The sequence below is a fragment of the Yimella sp. NH-Cas1 genome (assembly GCF_022359705.1).
In the GTDB taxonomy this organism is placed as follows: Bacteria; Actinomycetota; Actinomycetes; order Actinomycetales; family Dermatophilaceae; genus Yimella; species Yimella lutea.
Map to the genome: position 1 here is coordinate 209041 of NZ_JAKSGG010000003.1, position 19439 is coordinate 228479.

At 67.6% G+C, this 19439-nt stretch carries 16 protein-coding genes and 1 pseudogene; 10 read left to right on the forward strand and 7 right to left on the reverse strand.

Annotation, left to right across the window (positions count from 1 at the left end):
- Nucleotides 1-6 precede the first annotated feature (6 nt).
- Entirely contained in the window at nt 7-1185 is a 1179-nt protein-coding gene (locus tag MF407_RS01370) for an acyl-CoA dehydrogenase family protein (RefSeq protein ID WP_129624709.1), read from the forward strand.
- Nucleotides 1186-1188: 3 nt separating this feature from the next.
- Here MF407_RS01370 and MF407_RS01375 read toward each other — a convergent pair whose 3' ends face one another.
- A complete protein-coding gene (locus MF407_RS01375) occupies nt 1189-1446 on the reverse strand; it encodes a 3-hydroxyacyl-CoA dehydrogenase family protein (RefSeq protein ID WP_239700907.1) in 258 nt (85 codons plus the stop codon).
- A 127-nt stretch (nt 1447-1573) separates the two neighbouring features.
- Between MF407_RS01375 and purL the strand changes: the two are divergent.
- Nucleotides 1574-5403, forward strand: a pseudogene (purL, locus tag MF407_RS01380) (phosphoribosylformylglycinamidine synthase).
- A 10-nt stretch (nt 5404-5413) separates the two neighbouring features.
- Here the strand turns inward: purL and ptsP are convergent.
- Genes ptsP through MF407_RS01405 form a run of 5 tightly spaced genes read right to left on the reverse strand, consistent with a single transcriptional unit; the run spans nt 5414 to nt 11271 of the window.
- Nucleotides 5414-7087, reverse strand: a complete 1674-nt coding sequence (gene ptsP, locus MF407_RS01385; protein WP_239700910.1) for a phosphoenolpyruvate--protein phosphotransferase — start codon at nt 7085-7087, stop codon at nt 5414-5416.
- A 19-nt stretch (nt 7088-7106) separates the two neighbouring features.
- The gene (locus MF407_RS01390) at nt 7107-7376 is read right to left on the reverse strand and encodes an HPr family phosphocarrier protein (protein WP_129624707.1); all 270 of its coding nucleotides are present in this window, start codon (nt 7374-7376) and stop codon (nt 7107-7109) included.
- Nucleotides 7377-7425: 49 nt separating this feature from the next.
- Entirely contained in the window at nt 7426-9552 is a 2127-nt protein-coding gene (locus tag MF407_RS01395; RefSeq protein WP_239700911.1) for a fructose-specific PTS transporter subunit EIIC, read from the reverse strand.
- A 22-nt stretch (nt 9553-9574) separates the two neighbouring features.
- Complete coding sequence (gene pfkB / locus MF407_RS01400; protein WP_239700914.1) at nt 9575-10519, reverse strand: 1-phosphofructokinase; 945 nt, start codon at nt 10517-10519, stop codon at nt 9575-9577.
- Nucleotides 10516-11271 (reverse strand): DeoR/GlpR family DNA-binding transcription regulator, encoded by a 756-nt coding sequence (locus MF407_RS01405; protein WP_129624704.1) that lies wholly within the window; start codon nt 11269-11271, stop codon nt 10516-10518. Before MF407_RS01405 ends, pfkB begins: the two co-directional genes overlap by 4 nt.
- Before the next feature lie 192 nt (nt 11272-11463).
- Between MF407_RS01405 and MF407_RS01410 the strand changes: the two genes are divergently transcribed.
- The 5 genes from MF407_RS01410 (at nt 11464) to MF407_RS01430 (ending at nt 15681) form a co-directional block, all read left to right on the forward strand.
- Nucleotides 11464-12117: an NAD(P)H-binding protein gene (locus tag MF407_RS01410; protein WP_129624703.1), complete on the forward strand. Its 654-nt coding sequence runs from the start codon at nt 11464-11466 to the stop codon at nt 12115-12117.
- 74 nt (nt 12118-12191) lie between these two features.
- Complete coding sequence (locus MF407_RS01415) at nt 12192-12332, forward strand: hypothetical protein (protein ID WP_168990145.1); 141 nt, start codon at nt 12192-12194, stop codon at nt 12330-12332.
- Between the two features lie 45 nt (nt 12333-12377).
- A complete protein-coding gene (locus MF407_RS01420) occupies nt 12378-13682 on the forward strand; it encodes a carboxylesterase family protein (protein WP_129624702.1) in 1305 nt (434 codons plus the stop codon).
- 36 nt (nt 13683-13718) lie between these two features.
- A complete protein-coding gene (locus MF407_RS01425) occupies nt 13719-14054 on the forward strand; it encodes a YnfA family protein (RefSeq protein ID WP_129624701.1) in 336 nt (111 codons plus the stop codon).
- Between the two features lie 379 nt (nt 14055-14433).
- Nucleotides 14434-15681 carry an MFS transporter gene (locus tag MF407_RS01430; RefSeq protein WP_239700916.1) on the forward strand — a complete coding sequence of 416 codons (1248 nt, stop codon included), beginning with the start codon at nt 14434-14436 and terminating at the stop codon, nt 15679-15681.
- A gap of 46 nt (nt 15682-15727) precedes the next feature.
- Here the strand turns inward: MF407_RS01430 and MF407_RS01435 are convergent, their stop codons facing one another.
- Complete coding sequence (locus MF407_RS01435; protein ID WP_129624699.1) at nt 15728-16117, reverse strand: hypothetical protein; 390 nt, start codon at nt 16115-16117, stop codon at nt 15728-15730.
- Nucleotides 16118-16175: 58 nt separating this feature from the next.
- Here MF407_RS01435 and MF407_RS01440 point away from each other — a divergent pair, with 58 nt between their 5' ends.
- The 3 genes from MF407_RS01440 (at nt 16176) to grpE (ending at nt 19386) form a co-directional block, all read left to right on the forward strand.
- Nucleotides 16176-16403: a hypothetical protein gene (locus tag MF407_RS01440; protein ID WP_239700917.1), complete on the forward strand. Its 228-nt coding sequence runs from the start codon at nt 16176-16178 to the stop codon at nt 16401-16403.
- Nucleotides 16404-16723: 320 nt separating this feature from the next.
- Nucleotides 16724-18613, forward strand: coding sequence for a molecular chaperone DnaK (dnaK, locus tag MF407_RS01445; protein WP_239700919.1), 1890 nt, complete (start codon nt 16724-16726; stop codon nt 18611-18613).
- On the forward strand, nt 18610-19386 hold the full coding sequence (gene grpE / locus MF407_RS01450; protein ID WP_239700921.1) for a nucleotide exchange factor GrpE: 777 nt from the start codon (nt 18610-18612) through the stop codon (nt 19384-19386). Before dnaK ends, grpE begins: the two co-directional genes overlap by 4 nt.
- The last annotated feature ends 53 nt before the right edge of the window (nt 19387-19439 follow it).

The following is a 19439-nucleotide window of genomic DNA, read 5'->3' on the forward strand; positions in this document are numbered from 1 at the left end:
ACCCCCATGGCAACCCAGAGCCCGATGCAGTTGTTCGGCATCGACACGCTGATCGAATCCGACGACCGTGACATGTCCGCGGCCGTCCGCAAGCTGCTCGACGCCGAAGTTCGCCCGCACCTGCAGGACTGGTACGAAGCCGGCACCGTCCCGGTCAAGGAACTGGCGCCGAAGCTCGGGGAGATGGGGCTGCTCGGCATGCACCTGGAGGGGTACGGGTGTGCCGGAACGTCCGCGACCGCGTACGGCCTGGCCTGCGTCGAACTCGAAGCGGCCGACTCTGGTATTCGGTCGCTGGTGTCGGTGCAGGGCTCGCTCGCGATGTTCGCCATCTGGCGGTTCGGCAGCGAGGAGCAGAAGCAGGAGTGGCTGCCGCGCATGGCGGCCGGGGAGGCAATCGGTTGCTTCGGGTTGACCGAGCCCGACTTCGGTTCCAACCCCGCAGGCATGCGGACGCGGGCCCGTCGCGACGGTGACGACTGGGTGTTGAACGGCTCGAAGATGTGGATCACGAACGCACCGGTGGCCGATGTCGCCGTGGTCTGGGCGCAGACCGGGGAATCGAGCAAGGAGATCCGCGGCTTCGTGGTGCCCACGGACACGCCGGGATTCAGCGCTCCGGAGATCAAGAAGAAGCTGTCGCTGCGTGCATCGGTGACGGGTGAGATCGTGCTGGAGAACGTGCGTCTGCCCGACTCGGCAATGTTGCCCGAAGCAGCAGGTCTGTCCGGTCCGCTGTCGTGTCTGAACGAGGCTCGATTCGGCATCGTGTTCGGCGCGGTCGGTGCCGCGCGTGACTGCATCGAAGCGGCGATCTCCTACGTCGGCGACCGCGAGATCTTCGACAAGCCGCTCGCCGGCTACCAGATCACCCAGACCAAGCTCGCCGACATGACGCTCGAATGGGGCAAGGCGATGCTGCTCGCGCTGCACCTCGGTTCGCTGAAGGACAACGGCGGTGTGCGCCCCGAGCAGATCAGCCTCGGCAAGCTCAACAACGTCCGGGAAGCCATTCAGATCGCTCGGGAGTGCCGGACCCTGTTGGGGGCCAACGGAATCACGCTCGAGTACCCGGTCCTGCGCCACGCCAACAACCTGGAATCGGTGCTCACCTACGAGGGCACCTCAGAGGTGCACCAGCTGATGATCGGTCAGGCGCTGACTGGCGTCGCGGCCTTCCGCTGAGACTCACGCGCTGCCTCGGGCGAAGCGCTCGGCCCAGTCGGCGAGGGTCTGACGGATCTGCGGGCTGGAATCCTCGATCCGGAACGGGACGCCGCTCATGTCCTGCAGCTCGAACGGGCCCCTCGGGTGGCCGAGCGCGGTACGGCAGGCGGCGGCGATGTCGGTGATCGACGCATAACCGCCCTCGAGCAGGAACAGGGCCTCGTCCCGGATGGCGTTGAGGATGCGGTTGGCGATGAATCCGTTGATCTCCTTGTCCATCACGACGGCTTCTTTGCCCAAGCGCTTTGGTCGGCGCAGAGGGGACGGGTGGTGGCCCGGCGGTCACGCGATGCGTGGTCGATAGGCTGAAGGCTCCTGCCGGTCGCCTCTGGAGATGCCCTCGTTCATGGCTTCGTCGCACTTCGTCCTGACCCACGTCCCAGGCGGCTCCGCCCTCTCCGGCTTCCGGGCCCGAGCGCTGCTGACGCGCTTGCAGCAGGTGCAGCCGAATGTCACCGGGGTCGATGCCCGGTACGTGCACTGGGTCGCGAGCACCCGTGAACTCGACGACCTCACCCGCGACTCCCTCACTCGAATTCTCACCTACGGCGACGCCTACGAGGGCCCGACCGAGGGCACCCTGGTCGTGGTGACGCCGCGGCTCGGCACGATCTCGCCGTGGGCGTCCAAGGCGACCGACATCGTCCACAACTGCGGCATCGAAGTGCATCGTGTCGAGCGTGCGACGGAGTTCGTGCTCACCGGTGAGGTCGACGACTGGGACGCGGCCGCTGCCGTCCTGCACGACCGGATGACCGAGACGGCGTTCGCCGATCACGACGCAGCAGCGCACCTGTTCGACGAGCGCGACCCCGAGCCGATGGAACGCATCGACGTTCTGGGTCGCGGGCGCGAGGCGATCGAGGAGGCCGATGCACGTTTCGGTCTCGCCCTGTCCGGCGACGAGATCGACTACCTGGTCGAGGCGTTCACCGGGCTCTCCCGCAACCCCAGCGATGTCGAACTCATGATGTTCGCACAGGCGAACTCCGAGCACTGCCGCCACAAGATCTTCAACGCCGATTTCGTGGTCGACGGCGAAGTACAGACCCAGTCGCTGTTCGGGATGATCCGGTACACCGAGGCCGTCGCGGGCGAGGGCACCGTCGTCGCGTACAAGGACAACGCCTCGGTCATGGCCGGTGGGCCGGTCACACGGTGGATGCCCGCCGAGCAGGCCGGACCGTCCCCCTACGGCGAGCACCCGGACGAGGTGCACGTACTGATGAAGGTCGAGACGCACAACCACCCGACCGCGATCAGCCCGTTCCCCGGTGCGGCCACCGGCGCGGGCGGCGAGATTCGCGACGAAGGCGCGACCGGCCGCGGCTCCGCACCCAAGGCCGGCCTCACTGGATTCATGGTCTCGAACCTGAATCTTCCTGGCACTCAGGAAAACTGGGAGGACGAGGATTACGGCGCACCCGAACACATCGCGTCCCCGCTCGACATCATGATCGAGGGGCCGATCGGCGCGGCGGCCTTCAACAACGAGTTCGGACGGCCGGGTCTCGGTGGTTTCTTCCGCGTCTACGAGCAGACCGTCGACGGGGTGCGCCGCGGCTATCACAAGCCGATCATGAGCGCGGGCGGCCTCGGGGCGATCAGCGCGAACCAGACCGAGAAGATCATCTTCCCCGCGGGAACGCTGCTCGTTCAGCTCGGTGGCGCCGGGATGCGGATCGGAATGGGCGGTGGCGCGGCATCGTCGATGGCTTCGGGCACCAACGCCGCCGAACTCGACTTCGACTCCGTGCAACGCGGCAACCCCGAGATCGAGCGGCGCGCGCAGGAGGTCATCAACCACTGCTGGGCGATGGGCGAGCAGAACCCGGTGCTCGCCATCCACGATGTGGGGGCCGGCGGACTGTCCAATGCCTTCCCCGAACTCGTCGACGGCGCGGCCCTCGGTGCCCGCTTCGATCTGTCGGCGGTGCCCCTGGAGGAGTCCGGGCTCGCGCCGAAGGAGATCTGGTGCAACGAGTCCCAAGAGCGCTATGTCATTGCGCTGCAGGAAGATTCGTTGGACCAGTTCGCTGCGCTCTGCGAACGCGAGCGCTGCCCTTTGCCGTGGTCGGCGTGGCGAAGGACGATGCGCAACTGGTGCTCGCGGGCGAGAGCGACGACCACCCCATCGATATGCCGATGGAGGTGCTGCTCGGCAAACCGCCGAGGATGACCCGCGACGTCCGCCGGGTGGAGCGTTCGACGGCGCCGCTCGACGTGTCGAGCATCGACCTGCGCGAGTCGGCCTACGCGGTGCTTCGTCACCCGTCCGTCGCCTCGAAGCGTTTCCTCATCACGATCGGTGACCGCACGGTCGGCGGTCTGACTCACCGCGACCAGATGGTCGGTCCGTGGCAGGTGCCGGTGGCCGATGTCGCGGTCACGCTGTCCGATTTCGTCGGCCTCGCCGGACAGGCGATGAGCAGCGGCGAACGGTCGCCGTTGGCAGCGGTCGACGGTCCGGCGTCCGGCCGCATGGCCGTCGGTGAGGCGATCACCAACCTCCTCGCCGCTCCGATCACGCTGTCCGGCGTGAAGCTGTCGTGCAACTGGATGGCGGCCTGCGGCGAGGACGGCGAGGACGCGGCGCTGTTCGACACCGTCCACGCGGTCGCCATGGAACTGTGCCCCGCGCTCGGCGTTTCGGTGCCGGTGGGCAAGGACTCCCTGTCGATGCGCACCAAGTGGGACGACAAGCAGGTCACCTCGCCCGTGACGCTCGTCGTGTCGGCTTTCGCGTCCCTGTCCGACGTCACCGGCACGCTCACCCCGCAGCTGCGCGGCGGTGACACCACACTCCTGGCAGTCGACCTCGGTGCCGGCCGAAACCGGCTCGGCGGTTCGATACTGGCTCAGGTCAATGCTGAGTTCGGCGGGGAGGTGCCCGATCTCGACGACCCCGCGCGACTGGTCGCTCTCGTCGATGGCGTGAACGCGCTGCGCGCGAGCGGTATTGCGCTCAGCTACCACGACCGCTCCGACGGTGGTTTGTGGACGACTGCCACTGAGATGGCGTTCGCCGGCAACGCCGGTGTCGACCTCGAGGTTGCCAGCATCCAGGCGTTGTTCACCGAGGAGCTCGGTGCGATCGTCGAGGTGCCCTCCGCGCAGGTCGACGAGGCGCTCGCTGCTCTCGCGGGGTGCGGCGAGGTCACAGTGATCGGAAAGCCGAACTCCGACAAGCGAATCCGGGTGAAGATCGCCGGTCGGTCCGCCGTCGACGAACCTCTGTCGGACCTCGCACAGGCGTGGGACGAGGTGTCGTGGCGTATTGCGTCGCTGCGTGACAACCCGGAGTGCGCCGACTCCGAGCACTCGGCGGTCGGCACCGACGTCCCGGGTCTGGTCGTCGCCCCGAGTTTCGACCCGGCCGACGATGTCGCCGGGCCCTATCTCAACCTCGGTGCACGTCCCAAGGTCGCGATCCTGCGCGAGCAGGGAGTCAACAGCCATGTCGAGACCGCGTTCGCGTTCGACCGGGCCGGGTTCGAGGCGTACGACGTGCACATGACCGACCTGCAGGCCGGACGGTTCGACCTCGCGGACGCCGTCGGCCTGGTCGCCTGCGGCGGGTTCTCCTACGGAGACACCCTCGGCGCCGGTGAAGGTTGGGCGCGTTCGGTGTTGTTCAATCCGACTCTGACAGAGGCGTTCTCGACGTTCTTCCACCGCGAGGACACTTTCGGTCTCGGCATCTGCAACGGCTGTCAGATGTTCGCCGCGCTGGCCGACCTCATTCCGGGAGCGCAGGCGTGGCCGCGGTTCACCCGCAACAGGTCGGAGCAGTACGAGGCTCGCCTCTCACAGGTCGAGGTACTGGACTCGCCGTCCATCTTCTTCGCGGGGATGGCGGGTTCGCGGCTGCCGATCGCCGTGGCGCACGGGGAGGGTTTCGCGAACTTCGATCTGCGTGGTGACGAGAGCCGCGTGCACCGGGCTGCTCGATACGTTGACGGTAACGGACAACCGGCCAGCGCATATCCGTTGAACCCCAACGGTTCTCCGGACGGACTGACTGCGGTGACGACCCCGGACGGCCGGTTCACCGCGATGATGCCGCACCCCGAACGCGTGCAGCGCAACGTGCAGCTCAGCTGGACCGACGGCCCGATCGGACAGGCGAGCCCGTGGTTGCGGATGTTCCGTAATGCGCGGGTCTGGGTCGACTGAACGCAGCTGGTCAGAGGATCGCGACGAGCTCGGCGTCGGCAGCAGTGCGGACCGCGTCCAGCGCATCGCCGGCTGTGGGTGCCGACAGTGCCAGCGCAGCCAGGCGCCGACACTCCTGCAGAGAATGACGCGACAGCGCGAAGCGAACGATCGCGACCTTCGACGGCGCCATCGACAACGACCCGACACCCATGCCGGTCAGCACGAGCGCCATCAACGGGTCACCGCCGGATTCACCGCACACGCCGATGGGCTTTGCGAGCTCGGCGGCTGCGTCGCAGGCAGCCTTGATCACCGAGAGCACGGCCGGTTGCCACGGATCAAGCAGATCGGAGAGCGCACCCTCCATCCGGTCGGCCGCCATCGTGTACTGCGCCAGGTCGTTGGTGCCCAGGCTGCCGAAATCGACCGGACCGAGCACATGCCGAGCCGACAGGGCCGCTGCCGGCACCTCGATCATCACGCCCGACGTGGGCAGGCCCGCAGCCGCGACCTGCTCGGCGAACCACGACGCCTCATCGAGGGTGGCCACCATCGGGGCCATCACCCGAACGTCCGCGCCGGTAGCCGACGCCGCAGCACCGAGTGCCTCGAGCTGGGTCTGCAGCAGCTCCGGACGTGCTTGTGACAGGCGCAGGCCACGACGGCCGAGAGCAGGGTTCTCCTCATCGCCGAGGTCGGCGAAAGCGAGCGGCTTGTCGGCACCCGCGTCCAGCGTCCGGACTACGATCCGACGGTCGTGCCCGAAGGGTTCGAAGACCTTGGTGTAGATGTCGGTCTGCTCCTGCAGCATGGGCGCCTTCTTCGCCGACAGGAAGACGAACTCGGTGCGGAACAGACCCACCCCCTCGACGTCGGTGGCAGCCGCGGCGACGGCGTCGTCCACCCCGCCGATGTTTGCGAGCAGGGCGACCGCGTGACCGTCGGATGTGCGGCCGGCACCGGTCGAGGACGACAGTACATCGGCCCGCTTGGCGTCGCGATCGGCAAGAGCCGCAACGATTTCCGGTTCCGGGTCGGTGAGTACCTCGCCGGTGTCTCCGTCGATGGACAGCACAGTACCGATCTCGATGTCGAGCGCTCCGGCACAGTGAACGACGGCGGGGATGCCCATCTGAGCGGCGAGAATCGCGGTGTGGCTGTTGCGACCGCCCGCCTGGGTGACGATGCCGGCGACGAGCGCCTTGTCGAGCACGGCGGTGTCGGCCGGAGCCAGATCCAGGGCGACGACGATCGAGCGCTGGGCCAACGTCGGAACGCCCGGCGCCGGTAGGCCGAGCAGCACCGAGATGGCCCGGGCGCCGACGTCACGCAGATCGGTGACCCGCTCGGCGAAGTAATCGCCCAGCGCTTCGAACTGAAGGACGTACTCCTCGACTGCGAGGTGCACCGCGTTCGCCGGGCCGTTTCCGCCCGCGAGGTGCTTGCCGGCCGCCTTGTGCAGGCCCTTGTCGCGGGCGATGAGGGCGGTGGCGGACAGGATCTGCGCGGCCGTCTTCGGCGCCGCTGCGGCGCGGGCGTCCAACTCGGTCGCGACCGATTCGAAGGCGGCCTTGACCTCGAGCAGTGCCGAGTTGGCGTCACTCGGTGCCGGCTCATCGGCCGGTGCCTGCACCGGGGGAGCGACGAGGACCGCCGGGGCGTAGGCGGATCCGGGGCTGACGCCGATCCCTTGCAGAATCATGTTCTCCACCGCCGTCAACTCATTCCGCGTCGAGGTCGCGCGAGAGCAGGTCGACGAGCGAGTCGAGTGCCTCGTCGGCGCCGTCGCCTGCGGCGGTCAGCTCGACCTCTTCGCCGTGCCTGGCGCCGAGCGCCATCACCCCCAGGATGCTGGTCGCGTCGACCGGGTCCTCGCCCGGCTTGGCGATCTGGACGTCCAGTCCGGTCTCGGACGCCGCCTGGACGAACAGGGCCGCGGGGCGGGCGTGCAGGCCCACCTTCGAAGCGATGGTGACGGTGCGCTGTGCCATGAAACTGACTCCTTCGTCGGTTGGGTGTGTTGTGAGTCTGCCGCAGCGATCAGGCTGCGACGAGGGTGTTGGTGGACTTCTTGGCAGCGGCTTGCTTGAGCACGACCACGACCGTGGTCATCACCAGCACACCCGCCGCGAGAGCGACCAGGAAGAGGGCGAAGTTGCCGATCAGCGGGAGCACCCAGATGCCGCCGTGCGGGGCGCGCAATGTGGCGCCGAAGGCCATCGACAGGGCTCCGGTGACGCTTGACCCGGCGACCGACGCGACGATCACGCGCCACGGGTCGGCGGCCGCGAACGGGATGGCTCCCTCGGAGATGAACGAGGCGCCGAGCAGCCACGCGGCCTTGCCGTTCTCCCGCTCGGGCTCGGTGAACAGCTTGGGCCGGATGGTGGTGGCCAGTGCCAGACCGAGCGGCGCGACCATTCCGGCGGCCATGACCGCGGCCATGATCTTCAGTTGCGGGGCATCGGTTGCGGTGCCGGCTGCGGACAGCCCGGTGGTCGCGAAGGCGTACGCCACCTTGTTCACCGGGCCGCCGAGGTCGAAGCCCATCATCGCGCCGACGATCAAGCCGAGCAGGACCGCGCTGGTGCCCGACATGCTGTTCAGCCCCTCAGCCAACTGGTCGGACAGCCACTTGATCGGCCGGCCGAGCACGGTGATCAGCAACCCGACGGTGAGCAGGGTCGACAGCAGCGGGATCACCACGACGGGCATCACGCCACGGACGTTCTTGTGCACATTCCAACCGGAGATCCACTTGGCGATCAGGCCACCGAGCAGGCCGGTCGCGATGCCGCCGAGGAAGCCGGCCTGCATGGTGACCGCCACGGCGCCGCCGACGATGCCGGGCACCAGACCCGGACGGTCGGCGATCGCGTACGCGATGTAGCCGGACAGGATCGGGACGAGGAACCCGAACGCTGCTCCACCGATGAGGAAAAGCAGTGCAGCCCAGTGCATCCCGTCGAGCGGGTTGAACGAGTTCTGCAGGACGGTGATGGTCTTGGCATCGGCCGTCGGGTCGAGCGTGAAGTTCTTCGTGACGTCGATCGCGCCGGTCTCACCGCCGAAGATCTGGGCGAGCATGAAGCCGAGCGCGATGAGGATTCCGCCGGCCGCGACGAACGGGATCATGTACGACACACCGGTCATCAGCCACTTGCGCAGCCGCGTGCCGAGGCCCTCGCTCTCGGGCTCGTCGTCCATGACGGACGCCGGCGTCGCCTGGGCGCGCGAAGGATCCTTCCGCCACTCGTCCGCGAGCCGTCCGGCCTGCGCCAGCAGGGCAGGGGCGTCGCTGATCGCCTTCTTCACCCCGACATCGACCGTCGGCTTACCAGCGAAGCGCTGCTTGTCGCGCACCTCGACGTCGTGAGCGAAGATCACGGCGTCCGCCTCGACGATCTGGCGTGCGGTGAGCGGCGTCGATCCGGCGGATCCCTGTGTCTCCACGGTGATCGAGTGCCCCGCCTCGCGGGCCGCGTTCTCCAGTGCCTCGGCGGCCATGTAGGTGTGGGCGATGCCGGTCGGGCAGGAGGTCACCGCGACGAACCGCCGGGAGGTGGACGCATCCGCGGTCGGTGCGGTCGGCTCGACCTCGTCCGGGACCGATGCCCTGTCCGATGTCTTGTCCGATGTCTTGTCCGATGCCGGCGCAGCAGCGGTGGCGCCGGCGGCTGCCGTGGTGGTCGAAGCTGCAGCGGGCTTGGCGGGCGCATTGTCGAGCGAGACCCGGGAGTTCACGAGCTCGACGACCTCGGACTTCGTCCTCGCCGACTGCAACTGTGCGCGGAACTCCTTGTCCATCAACGCTTTCGCCAGCTTGGGCAGCATCTGCATGTGCGCCTCACCGCCCTCCTCGGGAGCGGCGATGAGGAAGATCGTGGTCGCCGGGCCGTCCTTGGCGCCCCAATCGATGCCTTCGACCGGGCGTCCGAAAACCAGCGATGGTTCGGTGATCGCCGCGCTACGGGCATGCGGGATACCGATGCCGCCGGGCAGGCCGGTTGCCATCTTCTCCTCGCGGGCACGCACGTCGGCGAGGAACGCATCGAGGTCGGTGCAGCGACCGGTCGCGACCAGCGTCTCGGCGAGAGTGCGCGTGGCCTCATGGCGGTCGTCGCCACCCAGGTCCAGGACGACCTGTTCGTCGGTGATCAGAGACACGACGTGTCCTTTCGTCGGTGCGTCAGGAGATGACGCGGTCGAGTTGCGGGGTGCGCGTGGAGTGCACCTCGATATCGGTGAGGTCTTCGAGGTGCGGTACCTGACTGCCGGGTAGTCCAACGGCGGCGGCGCCCCAGCGGACGCCCTCGCGAAGGGCGGCTTCAAGGTCGCCGCCCGCCACGGTCGAGTGCAGGAAGCCGGCGAGCAGGCAGTCGCCGGCGCCGACCGTCGACAACGGGTCGGCGATTTTCGCTCCGGCCCAGACCAGTTCGTCGGCGGTCACGGCAATCGCGCCGTCGGCGCCGAGGCTCACGACGACTGTCTCGACACCGTCCGCGACCAGTTCGCGTGCCGCGTCCACGACGTCACCGACGGTGCTGAGCGGGCGGCCGACGAGCTCGGCGAGCTCCTCATGGTTCGGCTTGATCAGGTGCGGTCGAGCCGCGACGGCCAACGGGAAGGGGGCTCCGGAGGTATCGATCGCGACCTTCACGCCGCGTCCGCTCATCCGACGGACCAGTTCGGCGTACAGCGTGGTCGGGACGCCCGGCGGTAGCGAGCCACAACCGACCACCCAGGACGCGGACACGCACGCCCGTGCGGTGGCGCCGAACAGGGCGCTGACCTCGGCGTCCGTCAGATGTGGACCCGCCTCGTTGAGCTTGGTCGTCGTGCCGTCCGGCTCGACCGCCGCGATGTTCATCCGGGCCGACCCGGCGATCTCCACGGCGAGATGAGGGACCCTCGCAGCGTCGAGCAGTTCGGTGAGCAGGTGACCCTCAGGGCCACCAGCAGGAAGGACCGCGAGCGTCGGTGTCTCGTTGGCGGCGAGGGCTCGGGAGACGTTGATTCCCTTGCCGCCCGGGTCGATTCGGCCGGAAGCGGCGCGCTGTACCTCGCCGAGGGCGATGTGCTCGAAGGACATCGTGCGGTCCACGCTGGGGTTCGGAGTGAGGGTGACGATCATGCACATGCCACCTTCGTTCCTGCATCGACCAACCCGTCGCGGTCGTCCGCAGCGAGCGCGGAGTCGGTGATGACGAGATCGACGGCGTCCAGCGGCGAGAAGCGGTGCAGGTGGTCGACACCCACCTTGCTGGAATCGGTCACGACGACGGTTTTGGTCGCGGCGCCGATCATCGCTGTTTTCACTGCGGCCTCGGCCTCGTCCGGGGTCGTCAGTCCGCGTCGGGTGCTGATGCCGTTGGTGCCGACGAAGGCGACATCGACGGTGAGGCCGCCCAACAGGTCCGACGCCCAGGAACCGACGGCTGCGCCGGTGACGCCGCGAACGCGTCCGCCCAGCAGCAGGAGGGTGAGGTTCGGGCGGTCGGTGAGCAATGCCGCGGCCTGTACCGAGTTGGTGACCACCGTGAGCGATATGTCGACCGGGAGCAGGCCGGCGATCGCGAGGGTGGTCGAACCGCTGTCGAGCAGGATCGTGCCGTCGGCAGGGATCTCATCCAACGCGCGGGCAGCGATCCGGGTCTTCTTTTTGGTCGAGCGGGTGGATCGGGCGGCCAGGGTCGGTTCGAGACGTTCGACCGGAATCGCTCCGCCATGAACTCGTCGCAGCGTGCCGCGGTCCTCCAGGACGCTCAGGTCGCGTCGCACCGTCTCGGTGGTGACCTCGAGAGCACCGGCCAGGTCGGCGACCGCGACCCGCCCGTTACGGCGGGCCTCGTCGACGATGCGCTGGTGGCGCTCGGCTGCGTACACGGCTGACTGACTCCTCGTGTGAGTTGGCCCACGTGGTCGTGGTCACGTCAGAAAACCACCTGAACGTGCAGAAGTCAACAGAAAACAACATCTGTTTATATTGGAACGTCGGGACGTGCCAACCGGCGGGCCGGGCTACGTACCGTGGGTCGAGCAAGCGCACACGAAACGGACCGATACCTGGAGGCGCACATGACCCGCATCGCGATCATCGGAGGGCACGGCAAGATCGCCCTGCTCGCAGCTCACAAGCTCGCCGCAGCCGGGCACGAGGTCAGCTCGATCATCCGCAATCCCGATCACGCCGCAGATGTCGCCGAGACCGGCGCCGCACCGGTCGTGGCTGATGTCGAGCAACTCGACACCGATGAACTCGCCGAACTGCTCACCGGGCACCAGGTGATCGTGTGGTCCGCAGGAGCCGGCGGTGGTCACCCCGAGCGCACCTATGCCGTCGACAGGGACGCGGCGATCCGATCGATGGACGCCTCCCGCCAGGCCGGCGTGCTGCGGTACGTGATGGTGTCCTACTTCGGTGCCGGTCCCGGTCACGGTGTGCCGGAAGACAATTCGTTCTTCGCGTACGCCGACGCCAAGGCCGCGGCCGATGAACACCTCAAGGCGTCCGAACTGCAGTGGACGATCCTCAAGCCGAGCACTCTCACTCTCGACCCGTCGTCCGGGACACTCGACCCGGCGAACGACGGCAAGACGTCCACGTCACGTGAGTTGGTTGCCGATGTGATCACCGCCGTCGTCGAAGCCGACCCCGAAACGGTCGCGGGCCGCGAGATCGAATTCACCGACGGCGACGTTCCGATCGCCGACGCGCTGCATCGTTCGTGAACCCCCAGCGGTAATTCCGGGATCCGTCGCCGCCCCTTCACCAACTGCCGGTGCAGAAGGAGGAGCGTGGAGACATGGGTTTGGACGAAGGTGTCCTGGCAGTGGTGATCATCCTCATGGTGATCGGACTGCTTCCGATGGCGATGGCGTGGCTCGAACAGCGCTGGTTGCACGATGAGGAGAAGGTGGGCGAGACGGTTCTGTCGCCTCGGTAGCCCTGGCTGCCCGGGCGGCGACGACGGTCTGCGACGATCGCCGGTATGAGCGTCCCGAACACCCCGGTCTGGACGATTCCCGGTGGCAAGGTCTCGGGTCGCGGCACCCCGAAGGTGTGGCAGGCGACCGGCCTTCCCTACGCGTCCGCTTCCCGGTGGGGTCTGCCCGTTCCCGTGCCGTTCTCCGGTCGGGATTTCGATGCACGTGAGCCGTCCCCGGTCTGTCCGCAGGTGTCGTTCCCGCTCATCGACGAAGTGCTGGACGATCTGGAGGGTCGACCGCGAACGGACGAGAACTGCCTCAACCTCTCGGTGACCGTCCCGGCCGGCACGAGCTCGGATGCCGCGCTGCCGGTGCTGGTGTGGATCCACGGCGGCTCCTATGTGACCGGTGGCGGCGACCTGCCCATCTACGACCCGACCGCCCTGGTCGTCGAGCAGCGGCTGATCGTGGTCAGCATCAACTATCGGCTCGGACTCTTCGGCTACCTGCGGCACGGCGACGCACCGGGCAATCTCGGTCTGCTCGATCAGCGCGCCGCCCTTCGCTGGGTGCACGAGAACATCGCGGTCTTCGGCGGGGACCCGCAGCACGTCACCGTTTTCGGGGAGTCCGCCGGTGGCGACTCGGTCGCCCACCTGATGATCGCCGAGGGCACCCGGGGCCTTTTCCGTAGGGCGATCGTGATGAGCGCCCCGCTCGGTCTGATGAGCAGACGGGACCGGATGTACGTCGCGATGGCTCGCCAGGTGCAGGACCTGGCGCCGGACGCGTCCGTCGACGAGGTCCTGGCTGCCACCGACCGCCTGCAACGGATGTCCCTGCGTTACGGCCTGCGGGCCGGGATGCCGTTCGGCCCGCAGTACGGCATCGACCCGTTGCCGAAGGAACGGGATCTGGACGATGCCTGGCGATCAGCGGGATCGATCGATCTGCTGATCGGACACACCGATCGGGAAGCGGCGTTGTTCGTCCCGCCCCGGCTCGGACGCCTGCCGTTGCGGCCCGCGGTACGCGAGCAACTCGTCCGGCGGCTCACCAGCCGCATCTACGGCGCTCCGGCTCGCCGGTTCGCCCAGCGTCATTCGGCGGCCGGCGGCCACACAGGGCGGTACGTCCTGCGCTCGAAACCGGCCAACGGCCCGCTCGCCGGTGCGCACACCACGGATCTCCCGCTCGTCTTCCCCGGGCCGGCGTGGGATTCCATCGTTCGTGCGTCGGGCCCGGCGTGGCATGCAACCTTCGATGAAGGACGTGCGATGCGCACTGTGCTCGCCGAATTCGCGAGGCGCGGCACGCTCGACGAACGTGCACATGCACCCGTGTTCGTGCACGCACTGCGATCCTGACCCGAGCCGAAGGGGCTGCCGACAACAATGGGCGCCATGATGATCGCCCGCTCGCTCGCGTTGTTCCTGGCTGCCGCAGTCTGCGAGATCGGCGGCGCGTGGCTCGTCTGGCAGGGCGTCCGGGAGCACAAGGGTTGGCTCTGGATCGGAGCCGGCGTGATCGCATTAGGCCTCTACGGGTTCGTCGCGACCTTGCAGCAGGACGCGAACTTCGGGCGGATCCTGGCGGCGTACGGCGGAGTTTTCGTCGCAGGTTCGTTGGTCTGGGGCATGGTGATGGACGGCTACCGTCCCGATCGCTACGACGTAGTCGGGGCGCTCTGCTGCCTGGTGGGTGTCGCGATCATCATGTACTCACCCCGCGCCATTTGACCGTTCCGAACCAACCTGCGGCTCGGCGTGAAAACGGATTCATTCCTGCAAGTAGCCCAGGCGGACCATGAGGACATGACTGTCGGGAGTGGTCTCGTAGTCGTTGACCTCGCCTTCCGGGCGTCCGACCCGCTGCCCGCCGACCATCACGATCCGGTCGGGGGCAGGCGTACCCGCGATGCACGCGCACTGTGGTCGACATGCCCGACCTCCGTGGGCGGATGGAGGCGGCCGCCGGACGGCGGTCGTCACGTCTTGACTGTCGCGCGTTCGCACGCCGAGCGCGAGAGGTGGGTGTCAGTCCGTAGTCGCTGCGAGTGGGAGGATCGAGCGCTTCGTCATCCGTACCTCGGAGGTTGCCCTGTCCCGCGTCCGCGGCTTGTTCGCCGACACCCGTCCGCTGCGCGTCCCGGCTTACCGACGGCTGTGGTGGACCAACATCATCACGCTCATCGGCGCGCAACTGACTGTGGTCGCGGTGCCCGCGCAGATCTATAAGATCACCGGCAGCTCGGCCTATGTCGGTCTCACCGGGCTGTTCGGCCTCATCCCGCTGATCGTCTTCGGTCTGTACGGCGGCGCCCTCGCCGATGCCATGGACCGGCGCAAACTGCTGACCATCACCACGATCGGCCTCATCGCGACCAGCGCGCTGTTCTTCGCGCAAGCCGCAGCACAGCTCGACCAAGTCTGGTTGTTGCTGGTGCTGTTCGCCGTCCAACAGGCGTTCTTCGCGGTGAACCAGCCGACGCGCTCGGCGATCTACCCGCGACTGGTGCCGCTGGAACAGCTGCCCGCCGCGAACTCGCTCAACATGACGGTCATGCAGTTCGGTGCCATCGCCGGGCCGATGGTCGGCGGTCTGCTCATCCCGGTGCTCGGCTACTCCTGGCTCTACGCGGCCGACACCATCACCTTGTTCGCGACGCTGTGGGCCGTGGTCGGCCTGCCTGCCATGCCTGCGATCGGCCAGGCGACCAAGGCCGGTTTCCGTTCTGTCATCGAAGGATTCGCCTACCTGCGCGCGCACACGGTGTTGCTCATGTCGTTCGTCGTCGACATCATCGCCATGGTCTTCGGCATGCCCCGGGCGCTGTTCCCACAGATCGCGCACCTCGATTTCGGTGGCCCGGACGGTGGCGGGTTCGCCTTCGCGTTGCTGTTCGCCGCGATCCCGGCCGGTGCCGTCATCGGCGGGGTGCTGTCGGGCTGGGTGTCGCGCGTCGAGCGCCAAGGGCTGGCTGTGGTCGTGGCGATCGTCGTCTGGGGCGTCGCCATCACGGTGTTCGGCCTTGCGGTGGCATTCGGCAGGGGAGCGGCCGGTCTACCGCTGGCGATCGCGGTCGGTGCCTTGATGGTGGCCGGCGCTGCCGACATGGCCTCCGCCGCATTTCGCACCACGATGCTGCAGGAGGCGGCCACCGATGATGTCCGTGGCCGCCTCCAAGGGGTGTTCACCGTCGTCGTCGCCGGTGGTCCCCGCTTGGCCGACGTCGCGCACGGCGCCGCCGCCGTCGGGCTGGGAACGGCGTGGACCGCCGCAGGCGGCGGTCTGCTGACCGTCGTCCTCGTGATGGCGGTGTCGCTGGCCGCGCCGGTGTTCGTGCGCTACCGGGTGGCACGTTGACCACCGGCACACCGCCGGGTCCGCGTCCTGACCCGCGCCCCGATCCTCAGGCCCAGGTGACCTTGCCTTCGCCGACCTTCTTCTGGGCTTCGGTGGTCTGGGTCAGACCCGGAATGCGCTTGCCCTTCTCCGGGGAGGCGAGGATCGCCCAGTTGGTGCCCCCGACGTACGAGACCGGCTTGCCCTTGGCCCAGCGCACCTTGATCTCCGCCAGGGCCGGCCCGATCTGCCCGGCCTTCTCCGTTCGCATGACGGTGTACTCGATGTCGCCCGCGGTGCAGTCGTACCCGGTCTTGACGCCCTTCGCCAGCAGCCAGCTGCTCTTCGGCGGCACCGCGCGCTCGCGTGCACAACCCAGCTTCGTCGCGAACGCTTCGATGGCGGCGTCGTCGAGCAGCGCGCCATCGGTGGACGTCGGTGAACTGGTCTCACTCACCGTTGGGCTCGAAGTTTCCGAACTGGTCGGGCTCGAGGTCTCGGGGGCGGAGGTGTCAGTGCTCGACTCAGTGCTCGACTCAGTGCTCGACTCAGTGCTCGACTCAGTGCTCGACTCAGTGCTCGACTCGGTGCTCGACTCGGTGCTCGACTCGGAACTGCTCGTCGGCTCCGCTGTACCGGTGGTCGTCGCCCCGGAATTCGTGGCGCTGCTGACCGTCACACCGGAGTCCGAACCGCAGCCCGCCAGCAGGGTCGTGGCAGCAACCGCGCTGAGAAGGGCGTAACTAGGCTTCATGGGGTCCCCCTGGGGTCCGGACCGGAATGTCGAGCGCTGACAGCGTACGTCGTCCCGGTCGTGCATTGTTGCTGGTGCGCCGGTCCGCGATCGCGAACCGCGAAGTGGACGGCGCCGCGGCAGGTCTGGTTCCACCTCAAAGCCGACAGCAAACCGACCAGAAAACTTTTGTCGGGTCGGGAATGATGGACGCGTCCAGGAGGTTGAGTCCATCAGACGCAAGTTTCCAGGGTCTCGACTTGACAATGTTTCGACACCCGGAGTTGAGTCGCCTGTAGTCCTGAACCCCACAACAAGGAGAACATCACCATGGCTCGTGCGGTAGGTATTGACCTCGGCACCACCAACTCGGCCGTTGCCGTCCTTGAGGGCAACGATCCGGAAATCATCGCGAACGCTGAGGGCGGCCGCACCACGCCGTCCGTCGTGGCTTTCGCCAAGAACGGCGACGTCCTCGTCGGCGAGATCGCCAAGCGACAGGCGGTCACCAACGTCGACCGCACCATCCGTTCGGTCAAGCGCCACATGGGCACCGACTGGACCACCGACGAGATCGACGGCAAGAAGTACACGCCGCAGGAGATCTCCGCGCGCATTCTGATGAAGCTCAAGCGGGACGCCGAGTCCTACCTCGGCGAGAAGGTCACTGACGCGGTCATCACCGTCCCGGCGTACTTCGACGACGCCGAGCGTCAGGCCACCAAGGAGGCCGGCGAGATCGCAGGCCTCAACGTCCTGCGCATCGTCAACGAGCCCACCGCGGCCGCACTGGCATACGGCCTGGACAAGGGCAAGGAGGACGAGCTCATCCTGGTCTTCGACCTGGGTGGCGGCACCTTCGACGTCTCGCTGCTCGAGGTCGGCAAGGACCCCGAGGACGGCTTCAGCACCATCCAGGTGCGCGCCACCAGCGGTGACAACAAGCTCGGTGGTGACGACTGGGACCAGCGCATCGTCGAGCACCTGCTCACCACGGTGAAGAACCAGACCGGTGTCGACCTGTCCAAGGACAAGATCGCCATGCAGCGTCTTCGCGACGCCGCCGAGCAGGCCAAGAAGGAACTGTCGTCGTCGACGTCCACCAACCTGTCGCTGCAGTACCTGAGCATGGGTGAAAACGGTCCGATCCACCTGGACGAGACCATCACCCGCGCGCAGTTCGAGCAGATGACCAAGGACCTCCTGGAGCGCACCAAGACCCCGTTCCAGAACGTCATCAAGGACGCCGGCATCTCGGTCGGCGACATCGACCACGTAGTGCTCGTGGGTGGTTCCACCCGCATGCCCGCAGTCGCCGAGGTCGTCAAGGAACTCACCGGCAAGGAGCCCAACAAGGGCGTCAACCCGGACGAGGTCGTCGCCGTCGGTGCTGCCCTGCAGGCCGGTGTGCTGAAGGGTGAGCGCAAGGACGTGCTGCTCATCGACGTCACCCCGCTGAGCCTGGGTATCGAGACCAAGGGTGGTCTGTTCACCAAGCTCATCGAGCGCAACTCCGCGATCCCGACCAAGCGCACCGAGGTGTTCTCGACGGCCGAGGACAACCAGCCGTCCGTCGATATCCAGGTGTTCCAGGGTGAGCGCGAAGTGGCCAAGATGAACAAGCCGCTCGGCAACTTCGAACTCTCCGGCATCGCACCCGCCCCGCGTGGTGTGCCGCAGATCGAGGTCACCTTCGACATCGACGCCAACGGCATCGTGCACGTGTCCGCCAAGGACCGCGGCACGGGCAAGGAAGCCTCGATCCAGATCACCGGTGGATCCGCCCTCCCCAAGGAGGACATCGACCGCATGATCAAGGACGCCGAGGAGCACGCCGCCGAGGACGCCAAGCGGCGCGAGGCCACCGAGGCGCGCAACACCGCCGAGCAGCTCGTGTACTCGACGGAGAAGTTCCTCGCCGACAACGGTGACAAGATCCCGGCCGATACCAAGACCGAGGTCGAGACCGCGACCAACGACCTGAAGGACGCGCTCAAGGACGAGAACACCTCCCCGGAGGACATCGCGGCCAAGAGCAAGACCCTCTCGGACGTCTCGCAGAAGATGGGCGCGGCGATGTACGCGTCCGAGAGCGCCGAAGGTGCGCCCTCGGGTGACGCCTCCACCGCAGGTGCCGCGGACGACTCCGCCCAGACCGCCGGTGACGACGACGTCGTCGACGCCGAGGTCGTGGACGACGACGAGTCGGACAAGAAGTGACCGACGATCAGGTGGGCTCCTCGCAGGAGGAGCCCACCGGGCCGGTCGTCCGGGACAAGCGCCGTATCGACCCCGAGACGGGCGAGCTGCGCGGCGCACACCCCGCAGACCATGAGAAGGAGGACGCCGTGAGCGACGACAACAGCGCTGACAAGAGTGCCGAGAAGGGCTCCGAGAAGGGTTCGGGCAACGACGAGTTCGACCGGATCGTCGAGGCGGAAGGCGGCGACAGCGCGTTCGGTGGGGCGGTCGGCGACGACCTGCCCAATACCGAAGCGATCAACGACGACCCGCAGCAGACAACCGGTTCGAGCGCCGGTCCGAGCGACGACGTCCACCCGGACGCCGCGCTCGCCGCCGAGCGGTTGGCAGACCTGCAGCGACTGCAGGCCGAGTACGTCAACTACAAACGGCGCGTCGACCGCGACCGCGAGATGGCGCACAGCGCCACCCTCGCCGGATTCGTGGAGTCGCTGTTGCCGGTGTTGGACGAGATCCACTACGCGCGCCAGCACGGCGACCTCGAGGAGGGTTCGCCGTTCGCCAAGATCGCCGCCAAGCTCGATGCGATCCTGGGTCGCTACGGCCTGGCCAGCTTCGGTGAGGTGGGCGACGCGTTCGACCCGATGCACCACGAGGCCCTGATGCACATCGAGGCCGAGGTGCCCGAGGGCAGCGAAGGCACCACCGTCGTTCAGGTGATGCAGCCCGGTTACAAGGTGGGCGAGCGTGTCGTGCGCCCGGCCCGCGTGGCGGTCGCAGACCCTCAGTGATGCAGTTCCCCGTCGTGGGCCACGCGGACGGGAAACAGATCGGAACCGTGGCC

Coding starts and splice junctions, on each gene's coding strand:
- ptsP (WP_239700910.1), bottom strand. CDS start 7,087: ATGATTCTGCAAGGGATCGGCGTCAGCCCCGGATCCGCCTACGCCCCG.
- MF407_RS01375 (WP_239700907.1), bottom strand. CDS start 1,446: ATGGACAAGGAGATCAACGGATTCATCGCCAACCGCATCCTCAACGCC.
- MF407_RS01420 (WP_129624702.1), top strand. CDS start 12,378: ATGAGCGTCCCGAACACCCCGGTCTGGACGATTCCCGGTGGCAAGGTC.
- MF407_RS01415 (WP_168990145.1), top strand. CDS start 12,192: ATGGGTTTGGACGAAGGTGTCCTGGCAGTGGTGATCATCCTCATGGTG.
- MF407_RS01425 (WP_129624701.1), top strand. CDS start 13,719: ATGATGATCGCCCGCTCGCTCGCGTTGTTCCTGGCTGCCGCAGTCTGC.
- dnaK (WP_239700919.1), top strand. CDS start 16,724: ATGGCTCGTGCGGTAGGTATTGACCTCGGCACCACCAACTCGGCCGTT.
- MF407_RS01410 (WP_129624703.1), top strand. CDS start 11,464: ATGACCCGCATCGCGATCATCGGAGGGCACGGCAAGATCGCCCTGCTC.
- MF407_RS01370 (WP_129624709.1), top strand. CDS start 7: ATGGCAACCCAGAGCCCGATGCAGTTGTTCGGCATCGACACGCTGATC.
- MF407_RS01390 (WP_129624707.1), bottom strand. CDS start 7,376: ATGGCACAGCGCACCGTCACCATCGCTTCGAAGGTGGGCCTGCACGCC.
- pfkB (WP_239700914.1), bottom strand. CDS start 10,519: ATGATCGTCACCCTCACTCCGAACCCCAGCGTGGACCGCACGATGTCC.